This window comes from Oerskovia rustica, from assembly GCF_014836555.1.
In the GTDB taxonomy this organism is placed as follows: Bacteria; Actinomycetota; Actinomycetes; order Actinomycetales; family Cellulomonadaceae; genus Oerskovia; species Oerskovia rustica.
Genome location: NZ_JACSQQ010000022.1, coordinates 21,420 through 33,524, shown reverse-complemented (window position 1 = coordinate 33,524; position 12,105 = coordinate 21,420). Strand labels below are relative to the sequence as shown.

Sequence of the window (12,105 nt, the reverse complement as noted above, 5' to 3'; positions counted from 1 at the left end):
CCCCCCCACGGCCGAGCTGCGGCCCGTGCCGCGCTGGTCGAGCAGGATCACCCGGTGGGTCGCGAGCATGGTCCCGACCCAGCCCTCGGGCCCCGTCGGACGCGGGCCCTTGCCGCCCGGGCCGCCCTGGAGGAACACGAGCAACGGCAGGTCCTCGCGCCGCCGCATGGGGTCGACGAGCTCGCGCGCGAAGATCGTGATCCGCCGCGAGTCCCGCTCGTCGAACCAGTCGAGGGGGACCTCGACCTCGTGGTCGGTGACGTGCATCCCGGGGATCGTTGCGCTCACGGAGGTCATGGCGACGAGCCTAGCCACAGAAGCCGCCGGGCACGCGGGAGCCGGTCGGTTCCTGACGTGCCGGAGCCGGCGTGACCTCGGGTCACGCCGGCTCCGGCGAGGCTGCGAGAAGGACTACTTCTCGACGTCCTCGTCGACCCAGTCGAGGGTCTTGCTGACGGCCTTCTTCCAGTTGCGGTAGAGGCGCTCGCGCTCGCCCTCGTCCATCGACGGGCTCCAGCGCTTGTCCTCGGCCCAGTTGGCGATGACGTCCTGCTCGCCCTGCCAGAACCCGACCGCGATGCCCGCGGCGTACGCGGCGCCGAGCGCCGTCGTCTCCGCGACCTTGGGCCGCACGACGTCCACGCCGAGCTGGTCCGCCTGGAACTGCATGAGCAGCTCGTTCTGGACCATGCCGCCGTCGACGCGCAGCTCGGTGAGGTCGACGCCCGAGTCCGCGTTCATGGCGTCCAGGACCTCGCGGGTCTGGAACGCGACGGCCTCGAGCGCGGCGCGCGCGATGTGGTTCTTGTTGACGTAGCGCGTGAGGCCCACGAGGGCGCCACGGGCGTCGGAGCGCCAGTGCGGCGCGAACAGGCCCGAGAACGCGGGCACGAAGTACGCGCCACCGTTGTCGTCGACCTTGCGGGCGAGCCACTCGACGTCGGGCGCGTCCGAGAACATGCCGAGGTTGTCGCGGAGCCACTGGATGAGCGAGCCCGTGACGGCGATCGAGCCCTCGAGCGCGTAACGGGCCGGCTGGTCGCCGATCTTGTAGCAGACCGTGGTCAGCAGACCGTTCTCGCTCATGACCTTCTCGGTGCCCGTGTTGAGCAGCATGAAGTTGCCCGTGCCGTACGTGTTCTTGGCCTGACCGACCTCGAAGCACGCCTGGCCGAACGTCGCGGCCTGCTGGTCGCCCAGGATGCCCGCGATCGGGACGCCGGGGAGGAGCCCGCCGGGGCGACCCTTACCGTAGACCTCGGACGACGACTTGATCTCGGGGAGCATCGAGAGCGGGATGCCCATGTCGGCCGCGATGTCCTCGCGCCAGGACAGCGTGTCGAGGTCCATGAGCATGGTGCGCGACGCGTTCGTCACGTCGGTGACGTGCACGCCGCCGTCGACGCCGCCCGTCATGTTCCACAGGACCCAGGTGTCGGTGTTGCCGAACACGAGGTCGCCGGCGTCGGCCGCCTCGCGGGCGCCCTCGACGTTGTCGAGGATCCACTTGACCTTGGGGCCGGAGAAGTAGGTCGCGAGCGGGAGGCCCACGATCGCCTTGTACTTCTCGGGGCCCGCGTCGCCGCCGAGCTCGTCGACGATCTTCTGCGTGCGGGTGTCCTGCCAGACGATCGCGTTGTAGACGGGCTTGCCCGTCTTCCGGTTCCACACGACCGCGGTCTCGCGCTGGTTGGTGATGCCGACCGCGGCGATGTCGGTGTACGTGACGTTGGCGCGGGTCAGGGCCAGGCCGACGGCCTCGCGGACGTTGTTCCAGATCTGCTCGGGGTTGTGCTCGACCCAGCCGGCCCGCGGGAAGATCTGGTCGTGCTCGAGCTGGCCGGAGGAGACGATCTCCCCGGAGTGGTTGAAGACGATGGCCCGGGAGCTGGTGGTTCCCTGGTCGATGGCGAGAACGTAGTCGGCCATGGTGTGTCAGTCCTTCACGTCGGTGTGGTTGAGCGGTGGTCGCGCGGTGCGCGACCGAGCATCGGGGCCGCGTTCGTCGAGCTCCTGCCCGACGGCGGCCGGTCGCGTAACCGGGGCGGGTCGCCCCGGTCACGCGGGGGAGGAGAGCGGGATCAGCCCCAGGCTGCCCCGAGGAGGCCGGCGAGCACACCACCGACGAGCGGACCCGCGACGGGGACCCACGAGTAGGCCCAGTCGCTCGACCCCTTGCCCTTGATGGGCAGCAGGGCGTGGGCGATGCGCGGACCGAGGTCACGAGCAGGGTTGATGGCGTACCCGGTGGGACCACCGAGGGACGCGCCGATACCGACCACGACGAGAGCGACGGCGAGCGGGCCGAGCCCGGACGGGGTGTTGCCCGACGCGACGACGAAGAACACGAGCACGAACGTCGCGATGACCTCGGTGATGAAGTTCCAGCCGTACGAGCGGAGCTCGGGGCCGGTCGAGAACACGGCGAGCTTGGTGGCGGCGGGCGCCTCCTCGTCGAAGTGCTTCTTGTAGGCGACGAACGCGAGCACGGCACCGAGGATCGCACCGATCATCTGCGCGCCGAAGTAGATGAACATGTTGCTCACGGTCGGCTCGATCGTCGCGGTGACCATGCCCTCGGGCCCGGTGACCGAGAAGAAGGGGCGGTCCGCGGTGAACAGTCCGATGGTCACGGCCGGGTTGAGGTGCGCCCCGGACTTGTACGCGACGTACACGCCGGTGAAGACCGCGAGGCCCCATCCGAAGTTGATGAGGAGCCAGCCGCCGTTGAAGCCCTTGGTCTTGGGGAGGATCACGTTGGCTACGACGCCGGCACCCAGCAGGATCAGGGTCGCGGTGCCGAGTATCTCGGACCAGAAGGCGTTGAGGATGAGTGTGTCCATCAGATTCTCTCTTTCTTGGTGGACTTCGTTGTCGCAACCACCCCGACGCATCCGTGCGCCGGGGCCCCGGCGTGCGTCGCAGAGCGCGCATCCGTGAGGTTGAGGGGTGCCGGTCCGGCTCCGCCTCGCGCGAGTCGAGGCGGGCCGGGGGCCGGGCTATGAAGTTGTTCTCGGGGGAGCCGGCGTGGCTCCCGGTCGGTCGGCGGGGTGAGTCGGGTTGGTCAGGATCCGGACAGCGGCTTGAGCGGTGCGACGTCGTCGGCGGCGAGGCGTGTGCGCTCGGCCGTGGCGTCGTCGGGCTCCTGCTCCGCTGCCTCCTCGGCCGCGGCGCGTGCGGTGTAGGACGCGATCTCCTCTGCCTTGTGCTCGTCGTCCCAGCCGAGGAGCGGCGCCGCGATGTCGGCGATCTCGGGGAGGGCGCCGAGCCCGCGGTCGAGCACCTCGTAGTTGAGGCGCGTGCGGTGGAGCAGCAGGTCCTCGAGGTGCAGGGCGCCCTCGTGGGTCACGCCGTAGCTGATCTCGGCCCGCAGGTAGGCGGGAGCGTGCTCGAGGGGCCGCGCGAGCGTGGGGTCCGCCTCGCACAGGGCGACGATGTCGCGCAGGTTGGATCCGTAGCGGTGCAGCAGGTGGTCGACCATCTGCGGCGTCCACCCGAACTTCGAGGCCCACGGGCGGGCCTGGCGGCGGACCGCGTCGAGACCGACCGCGCCGACCAGGGGGATCTTGTCCGTGATCGAGGGCAGCGCTGCGGAGCGCTGACCGATCGCGAAGTCGACGGCGTCCTTGGCCATGACGCGGTAGGTCGTGAGCTTGCCGCCCGCGATGACCGTGAGGCCGGGGGTCGGGGAGGCCGTGGTGTGCTCGCGCGAGACCTTGGCCGAGCTCGTGCCCTCCTTGGTCCCGGGCTGGAGCAGCGGGCGCAGTCCCGCGTAGGTGCCGATGATGTCGTCGCGCGTCAGGGGCTGGGCGAGGACCGCGTTGGCGTGCTCGAGGATGTAGTCGATGTCCGCGGCCGTCGCGACGGGGTGCGTGAGCTCCTGCTCCCAGGGTGTGTCGGTCGTGCCGATGACCCAGTAGCGGGACCACGGGATGATGAACAGGACGGACTTCTCGGTCTGCAGGATCAGGCCGACCTGGCCCTTGATGCGCTCGCGCGGGACGACGATGTGGACGCCCTTGGAGGCGAGGACGCGCAGGCCGCCCTCGGAGCCCGCGAGGGCCTCGGTGTCCTCGGTCCACACGCCCGTCGCGTTGATGACGGCGCGGGCGCGGACCGTGATGCGCCGGCCCGTCTCGAGGTCCTCGAGGATCGCGCCGTTGACCGCACCGGTCGAGCCCTTGGTCAGCTCGACGACCTGGGTGCGGGAGGCGGCGTGGGCGCCGTAGGAGGTCGCGGTGCGGATGAGTGTCGAGACCAGGCGTGCGTCGTCGACCGAGGCGTCCCAGTACTGGACGGCGCCGATCGCCGCGTCGTGCGCGAGGTCGGGGAACTTGCGCTCCATCTGCTTGCGCGAGAGGTGACGGTGCAGCGGCAGGGCGCGCTTGCCGGGGGCCATGCTCGCGAGCGTGTCGTACAGCGCGATCCCGGCGCCGACGTAGGCACGCTCCCACACGCGGTGCTCGAGGGGGTACAGGAAGGGGACCGGGCGCACGAGGTGCGGCGCGAGGTCCTTGATGAGGAGGTCGCGCTCGGTCAGGGCCTCGTGGACCAGGTGGAAGTCGAGCATCTGGAGGTAGCGCAGACCACCGTGGACCAGCTTGCTCGAGCGGCTCGACGTGCCGGACGCCCAGTCCTGGCCCTCGACGATCGCGGTCGAGAGCCCGCGGGTCACGGCGTCGAGGGCGATGCCGGCTCCGGTCACGCCGCCGCCGATCACGAGGACGTCGAGCTCCTGGTCCGCGCTCGTGCTCGCCTCGAGCGCGCTGAGCGCCCGCTGGCGAGACTCTGCGGTGAGTCTGCTGGAAGTCATCCGATGGCCTTCTCTCGTCGTCGATCTGGTGCGTCACCGGCGGGGCCCCGTGAAGGATTCCCTCCTGTGACGTTCCCACGGCTCCGCGTCCCGCGCTAGCGGTACGAGGCGGGACCCAGGAGGGCGCCGTGCCGCGGCACAGCGCTGTCGGAACGGCGCTGCACGTATTAACGTCAACATGTCAGGAACGAACGCGCAAGCGCAGTGCACAAACGTGCAGCACGAGCATCACCAGCGGCAGGAGACCAGCAGATGGCCGATCGGGAGCAGGACGTCCTCCGGGCCGCCTCGATGTACTACCTCCAGGACATGAAGATGGAGGCGATCGCCAAGCACCTGCGCACCTCGCGCTCGACCGTCTCGCGCTTGGTCAAGAGAGCCCGTGAGACGGGTCTGGTGGAGATCACGCTCCGGCCCACGCAGAGCCGGGCCCCCGGCCTCGGGGCGCACATCTCCGCCACCTACGGCATCGACGCCTACGTCGTCCCTGTCCCGGACTCGACGCAGCAGGTCGACCGGCTCGACCAGGTCGCCCTCACGACGGCCCGCCTGCTCGGGTCGTGGTTCGACTCCGACATGATCCTCGGCATCGCGTGGGGCACCACGCTCGCGGCGATCTCGCGACACCTGAGCCGCAAGCCCACGCGGGGCTCCGCCGTCGTGCAGCTCAACGGGGCGGCCAACACCCGCACCTCCGGGGTGCACTACGCGGGCGACCTCATCGCGGGGTTCGGCGAGGCGTTCGACGCCCACGTGCACCATTTCCCAGTGCCCGCGTTCTTCGACTACGCCGAGACCAAGCAGGCGATGTGGCGCGAGCGGTCGGTCCGGCGCGTGCTCGACGTCCAGGGGCGGGCCGACGTCGCGCTGTTCTCGGTGGGTGCGGTCTCGGGTGGGGTGCCGAGCCACGTGTACTCGGCGGGCTACCTGGAGGCCGAGGACATCGCGGTCCTGGAGGCCGAGGGCGTGGTCGGCGACGTGTGCACGGTCTTCCTGCGGGCCGACGGCACCTACAAGGACATCGCGCTCAACGAGCGCGCCACGGGTCCCGGGCCCGACGAGCTCAAGCGCATCCCGCAGCGCATCTGCGCGGTCGCGGGGGACAACAAGGTCGCCCCGCTGCGGGCCGCGCTGCGGGCCGGCGTCGTGACGCACCTCGTCGTGGACGAGATCACGGCCTCGCACCTGATCGAGCAGGAGACGGGGCGCATCGCGGTCGCCCGGACGCGACTCGAAGGTATGCAGTCGGGTGCATGAGTACGCGCCAGGCTTCGTGGAGGCGTAGATTGTCGGCGTGACGAGCAGCCCCACGCCCACCCTGACGCTCCGCCCCGCCCTGCCGGCCGACGTGCGCGCGATCCGGTCCCTCGTCGAGCCCTACGCCGAGGAGCGCATCCTCCTCGCCAAGGAGATGGTCGGCTACTACGAGGCCGTGCAGGAGTTCGTGGTCGCCGACGTCGGTGGACCGGGTGCCCCGCAGGTCGTCGGGTGCGGCGCGCTGCACGTCATGTGGGACGACCTGGCCGAGATCCGCACGCTCGCGGTCGACCGCGCGTGGCTCGGCACCGGGGTGGGTCACCGCCTCGTGGTCGAGCTCCTGGAGCGAGCCCGCGCACTGGGCCTGGAGCGCGTCTTCTGCCTGACGTTCGAGGTCGACTTCTTCCGCGCGCACGGGTTCGAGGCGATCGAGGGCACCCCCGTGTCGCCCGACGTCTACGCGGAGCTCCTGCGCTCGCACGACGACGGCGTGGCCGAGTTCCTCGACCTCGCCCGGGTCAAGCCCAACACCCTCGGCAACACCCGGATGCTGATCACCCTCTGAGCGCCCGCGCCTCGGACCGGGAGCCGGGCGGCGGGTGGACGGCCTCAGACCGGGAGCCGGTAGACCTCGCCGTCCTGCTCGAGCAGCCCGTCCTCGACCAGGCTCGCGACGCACCGCCCGAGCTGGGCCGCGTCGGGCCACAGGTCCGCGACCACGTCGCGGTGCACGGGACCGTCCGCACCGCGCAGCGCGGCCATGACCCGTCCCCGCGCCTGCCGGTCCGTGCCCTCCCAGGCCTGGGTCCGGCGTCGGGCGCCGTGCTCGTCCGGCGGGCTGCCCGCGGCGCGCCACGCGCACAGGTCCGCGACGGGGCACGCCTCGCAGCGAGGCGAGCGCGCCGTGCACACCAGCGCCCCCAGCTCCATCGAGGCGGCGGCCCACAGTGCGGCCTCGGCGTCCTCGGCAGGTGCGACCTGCGTCGCGAGCCGGCGTTCGGCCGCGGTGTACGACGGAGCGGGCAACGCCGTCCCGGACACCGCGCGCGCCAGGACCCGCCGTACGTTCGTGTCGACGACGACCGCGCGCCGCCCGTGCGCGAACGCCGTGACCGCCGCGGCCGTGTACTCCCCGACGCCCGGCAGCGCGAGCAGCGCGTCGGTGTCGAGCGGGACCCGCCCCGCGTGGCGCTCGACGACCGCCCGCGCGCAGTCCTGCAGGCGCAGCGCGCGGCGCGGGTAGCCGAGGCGCCCCCACGCGCGCAGGACGTCGGCCGTCGACGCCGCCGCGAGGTCCGCGGGCTCGGGCCAGCGCTCCATCCAGGCGCGCCACGCGGGCTCGACCCGCACCACGGGCGTCTGCTGCAGCATGACCTCGCTGACCAGGACACCCCAGGGGGAGCAGTCGTCGCGACGCCACGGCAGGTCGCGCGCGTTCGCGGCGAACCACTGCCCGACGGCGTCGCGCAGGTCTGCGTGCGGGTCCGGGCCGGGGAGGGGTCGTCAGGGCTGCGCGGAGGTCCGTCGTGCGAGGGAGGGTCGTGCGAGGGCGGGTCGTCGGACCGGCGGCGGACGTGGCGGGGGAGGGCGACATGGTCCGACCATTCTCGCCGACGTCGCTACCCGGATCGGCACCCGGGTGCCGGGGATGCGGCCCGCTGCGGTGTGGCAGTGCGAGAACCGTCGCCACGGCGACGTACCGTTGGCCCCAGCGCAGGAAGGGCCCGCGCCGACCGTCGAACGGAGCCGTACGTGAGCACGCCGCAGGGCACCCGGCCACCCACCGGGGCGACCCCGGTCCAGGGGCGATCCTCGGACGGGTCCGGCGCCGCGTCGTCGGGCAGGCCGACGTCCAGGACCTTGCGGCTCCGCCGGGTCATGGCTCTCGTCCTGCTCGCGGTCATCGTCGTCGGCGTCGTGATGCTGGTCAGGGCCGCGATCGCGTTCGGGGCGGGCCTGCTCGCCGACGCACCACAGGGCAAGGTGGCCCCGCCCGAGCCCCAGGAGGTCGCGGCGACCGGGTACAAGGCCTGCCAGGCCAAGGACGTGACGCTCTGGCTCGCGGCCTCGAAGACCGAGTACGCGGTCGGGGAGAAGCCCACCTTCACCACGACCCTCACGCACGTGGGGCCCAGGCCGTGCCTGATCGACGCCTCGACCGCCGTCCAGGAGATCACGATCACGTCGGGCACCGACCGCATCTGGTCGTCGGCCGACTGCCCGGCGGCGTCGAAGGACCTGCTCATGGCGCCGGGCGACGTGTGGACCGAGACGGTCACGTGGAACAGGGACCGCTCGGCCCCCGAGTGCGCGACCGGGCTGCCCGGAACACAGCCGGGGAGCTACAGCGTCGTCGCAGCGTCGAACGAGGCCGCGGGGATGACGAGCCCCGCCGTGCCGTTCACGCTCGTGGCCCCTGCACCCCCGCCCGAGGCGCCACCGGCGACCGAGGCGCCCGCTGACGGCGATCCGCCGGCGGACGGGACCGAGGTGCCCGCAGAGGGCGCAGAGCCTCCTGCGGACGGGGCGACCGCGCCCGAGGGCGGGGCCACCGCCCCCGCAGGGGACGCGCCGCCGCAGGGGTGACGGGCTGCCGCCGGGAAGGGCTAGACGTACCGCTCGAGGATGCTCGACTCGGCGAGACGTGACAGGCCCTCACGGACCGCGCGCGCCCGCTGCTCGCCGACGCCGTCCACGGCCATGAGGTCGTCGATGCTCGCGGCCAGGAGCTTCTGCAGCCCACCGAAGTGCGAGACCAGGCGGTCGATGATCGCACCGGGCAGGCGGGGGACCTTCGACAGGAGCCGGTACCCGTGGGGAGCGACCGCGGCATCGAGTGCCTCGCCGCCTCCCGGGAGGTCGAGGACCCGCCCGATGAGCGTGAGGTCGAGGAGCTGGGTCGAGTCGAGCGCACCGAGCGCGTTCTTGACGTCCGCGAGGGAGCGGTCCTTGCGTCCGAGCTCGACGTAGTCCCGGATGACGGACTCGCGGTCCGAGCCGATCCCGCCGATGAGCTCGTCGAGCTGGAGGGCGAGCAGGCGACCGTCCGTGCCGAGCTCGACCACGTAGCCCGCGATCTCCTCGGAGATGCGGCCCACCATCTCGAGGCGCTGCACCACGGCGCACACGTCCCGGACGGTGACGAGGTCCTCGATCTCGAGGGCCGAGAGCGTGCCGCTGACCTCGTCCAGGCGGGCGCGGTAGCGCTCGAGCGTCGCGAGAGCCTGGTTGGCGCGCGACAGGATGGTGTCCGAGTCCTCCAGGACGTAGCGCTGGCCGCCCACGTACAGGGCGACGATCCGCATGGACTGGCTCACCGAGATCACGGGGAAGCCGCACTGCTTGGCGACGCGCTCGGCCGTGCGGTGACGCGTGCCGGACTCGGTCGTCTCGATCGTCGCGTCCGGCAGGAGCTGGACCGCGGCGCGCAGGATGCGGTTGGCGTCCCGGTCGAGGACCACGGCGCCGTCCATCTTGGAGAGCTCGCGCAGGCGGGTCGCGGAGAAGCCGACGTCCAGGACGAAGCCGCCCGAGCACATGGTCTCGACGACCTTGTCCAGGCCGAGGACGATCAGTGCGCCCGTCCGGCCGCGCAGGATGCGCTCGAGGCCGTCGCGGAGCTCGGTGCCCGGAGCCACTGCTGCGAGGGTCTCCCGGAGCATGTCGTCAGGGTGCACGGGGGAGTTGGCCACGTGGGCATCCTACGCTGCCGGGCCGTCCCAGGGGCGAGAAGACACCGTTCCTGGGACGACGAAAGGTCACGATGGCGCAACGGTTCTCACTCGTCGAAGCGCGTGCGCTCCTGCTGCGGCGGGAGGTGGCCCCCACGGGCGAGCTCGACGGCCTCGCCGAGGTGCTGCGCGGGCAGCACGGTCATGCCTGCCGGGGGCTTGGGCGTGGAGCCGCGAGGCACCACGGCTCGCGTGAAGCCGAGGCGTGCGGCCTCGCCCAGGCGCCGGTCCAGGCCCGAGACGGGGCGGATGTCGCCCGCGAGCCCGACCTCGCCGATCGCGATGGTCCCGGGCGGCATGACCTGGTCCTCGCGGGCCGAGAAGGTAGCGAGCGCGATCGCGAGGTCCGCGGCGGGCTCGGTCACGCGGGCGCCGCCGATCGTCGAGACGTACACGTCCTGGTCGACGAGCCGGACCCCGGCGTGCCGGTGCATCACGGCGAGGATCATCGCGAGCCGGCTCGAGTCGACACCGCTCGTGGTGCGCCGCGGGTTGGTCAGCGAGCTGGGGACCACGAGCGACTGGATCTCGAGCGCGAGCGGGCGACGTCCTTCGAGCGTCACGGTGATGAACGTGCCGGGTGCCCCGGCCCCCGCGTGCGACATGAACAGCCCGCTGGGGTCCGCGAGGCCAACGATCCCGGTCTCCGACAGGTCGAAGCAGCCGACCTCGTCGGTCGGGCCGTAGCGGTTCTTGATGGCCCGTACGAGGCGCAGGCGCGAGTGCCGGTCGCCCTCGAACTGGCACACGACGTCCACGAGGTGCTCGAGCGTGCGCGGCCCGGCGACCGACCCGTCCTTGGTCACGTGCCCCACCAGGATGACGGGCAGGTCACGCTCCTTGGCCGCGGCGATCAGCGCGGCCGCGACCTCGCGGACCTGGCTCACGCCTCCGGGAGACCCGTCGACCTGGGCCGAGGCGATCGTCTGGACCGAGTCGACGACGAGCAGGGCCGGGTCGGTGGCCTCGATGTGCCCGAGCACGGTCGCGAGGTCGGTCTCGGCGGCGAGCAGCAGCCCCGGGGCCAGAGCCCCGACCCGCTCGGCACGCAGCCTGACCTGCCCGGCCGACTCCTCGCCCGTGACGTACAGGACGGTGCGCGGCCGGGGCGCCGGACCCGTGGCGTCGTCGGGCGACGCGGCCTTGTCGCTCACGCCCGCCGCGACGTTGCTCGCGACCTTGAGCAGCAGCGTCGACTTGCCGACGCCCGGCTCTCCCGCGAGCAGCACCACGGCTCCGGGGACGAGGCCGCCGCCCAGCACGCGGTCGAACTCGGCGACGCCCGTGGGTGTGGCACGCGCGGTCTCGACGTCGATCTCCCCGATGGGACGCGCCGGGTTGCGGGTCGGGGCGACGGCCGCGGTGCGCGGCCCGGCGCTCGCGGCCGCCTCCTCGGTGACGGTGCCCCACTCCTGGCACTCGCCGCAGCGGCCCACCCACTTGGCGGTGGTCCAGCCGCACTCGCTGCACCGGTAGGCGGGCTTGGCCGGGCGCTTGCTCGTGGCGCGCGAGGCGGAGGTCGATGTGGTCACGCGGTCACGCTAGCCGTCGGTACCCACACGTCCCCGCAGCCACCCGTACCCCTCGGCCCAGGGCTGTGCCGGCGCGTGCCGGCGCGTGCCGGCGCGTGCCGACGCGTGCGGGCGTCCCGATGGCGCACCGGCGTGCTCGTGCCCATCATGAACCATGCGCAGGCTCCGGAAGGACAGCCCGTGGTGGACCGTCATCACCACGCTCGGCTCGCTCGCGGCGTGCCTGCTCCTCTACTACGGCGTGCCGCTCGGGGACGCGGACCGTGAGTGGGTGCAGATCCTGCTGTTCGCGGTCGGCTTCGTGGGGCTGTGCTACCTCATCAGGTTCCAGGTGCGCCGTCAGCTGCGCGCCGGGCGGGAGCCGAGCGTGCGGGTCCAGTCCGTCGTCGGGCTGCTCTCTCCGATCATCATCTTCTTCTCGATCGCCTACTACCTCCTGGCCATCAACAGCGACGCCGAGTTCGTGGGGATCGAGACCCGGACGGACGCGCTGTACTTCACGGTCGTCACGCTCGGGACGGTCGGTTACGGCGACGTCCACCCCGTGGGGCAGGCAGCGCGCGTCATCACGATGGTCCAGATCCTGTTCGACCTGGCCGTGATCGGCGTGCTGGTCGCCGTCGCGACGCAGCGGCTGAAGGAGCGCGCGGAGCTGCACCGCCCGCACCGGCCCGAGGGGAATTGACCCGGACGGGTCTGCGCGGCCTCCGTGGTCCGGGCGTGCGCGCGCACTAGTCTGGCGCGGTCACAGCGTCGCCACGAGGAGAGTGTC

The 12,105-nt window shown here is 72.2% G+C and carries 10 protein-coding genes and 1 pseudogene; 4 read left to right on the top strand and 7 right to left on the bottom strand.

All coding sequences use genetic code 11. The features are described from left to right. The 4 genes and pseudogenes from H9652_RS19855 to H9652_RS13280 all read right to left on the bottom strand — a co-directional run. Window positions 1–297 (bottom strand): annotated as a pseudogene (locus H9652_RS19855) (alpha/beta fold hydrolase); the annotation flags it as partial. Between the two features lie 114 nt (window positions 298–411). Further along, window positions 412–1,929 (bottom strand): glycerol kinase GlpK, encoded by a 1,518-nt coding sequence (glpK, locus tag H9652_RS13290; protein ID WP_138825736.1) that lies wholly within the window; start codon window positions 1,927–1,929, stop codon window positions 412–414. A 152-nt stretch (window positions 1,930–2,081) separates the two neighbouring features. Continuing rightward, window positions 2,082–2,843, bottom strand: coding sequence for an MIP/aquaporin family protein (locus H9652_RS13285; RefSeq protein ID WP_191796672.1), 762 nt, complete (start codon window positions 2,841–2,843; stop codon window positions 2,082–2,084). 221 nt (window positions 2,844–3,064) lie between these two features. After that, entirely contained in the window at window positions 3,065–4,813 is a 1,749-nt protein-coding gene (locus tag H9652_RS13280; protein ID WP_191796671.1) for a glycerol-3-phosphate dehydrogenase/oxidase, read from the bottom strand. Window positions 4,814–5,065: 252 nt separating this feature from the next. On the opposite strand from H9652_RS13280, the gene H9652_RS13275 reads away from it, so the two are divergent. Continuing rightward, a complete protein-coding gene (locus H9652_RS13275) occupies window positions 5,066–6,070 on the top strand; it encodes a sugar-binding transcriptional regulator (protein WP_138825730.1) in 1,005 nt (334 codons plus the stop codon). 37 nt (window positions 6,071–6,107) lie between these two features. Further along, the gene (locus tag H9652_RS13270; protein ID WP_191796670.1) at window positions 6,108–6,635 is read left to right on the top strand and encodes an amino-acid N-acetyltransferase; all 528 of its coding nucleotides are present in this window, start codon (window positions 6,108–6,110) and stop codon (window positions 6,633–6,635) included. 44 nt (window positions 6,636–6,679) lie between these two features. Here the strand turns inward: H9652_RS13270 and H9652_RS13265 are convergent, their stop codons facing one another. Next, a complete protein-coding gene (locus H9652_RS13265; RefSeq protein WP_191796669.1) occupies window positions 6,680–7,441 on the bottom strand; it encodes an HhH-GPD family protein in 762 nt (253 codons plus the stop codon). Between the two features lie 381 nt (window positions 7,442–7,822). Here H9652_RS13265 and H9652_RS13260 point away from each other — a divergent pair, with 381 nt between their 5' ends. Then, window positions 7,823–8,656 carry a hypothetical protein gene (locus tag H9652_RS13260; RefSeq protein ID WP_191796668.1) on the top strand — a complete coding sequence of 278 codons (834 nt, stop codon included), beginning with the start codon at window positions 7,823–7,825 and terminating at the stop codon, window positions 8,654–8,656. 20 nt (window positions 8,657–8,676) lie between these two features. Here H9652_RS13260 and disA read toward each other — a convergent pair whose 3' ends face one another. Together disA and radA are read right to left on the bottom strand one after the other, a co-directional pair. Next, on the bottom strand, window positions 8,677–9,732 hold the full coding sequence (gene disA, locus H9652_RS13255; RefSeq protein WP_191796702.1) for a DNA integrity scanning diadenylate cyclase DisA: 1,056 nt from the start codon (window positions 9,730–9,732) through the stop codon (window positions 8,677–8,679). 116 nt (window positions 9,733–9,848) lie between these two features. Further along, complete coding sequence (gene radA, locus H9652_RS13250; protein WP_191796667.1) at window positions 9,849–11,333, bottom strand: DNA repair protein RadA; 1,485 nt, start codon at window positions 11,331–11,333, stop codon at window positions 9,849–9,851. Between the two features lie 154 nt (window positions 11,334–11,487). Here radA and H9652_RS13245 point away from each other — a divergent pair, with 154 nt between their 5' ends. Continuing rightward, window positions 11,488–12,018, top strand: coding sequence for a potassium channel family protein (locus H9652_RS13245; RefSeq protein WP_191796666.1), 531 nt, complete (start codon window positions 11,488–11,490; stop codon window positions 12,016–12,018). The last annotated feature ends 87 nt before the right edge of the window (window positions 12,019–12,105 follow it).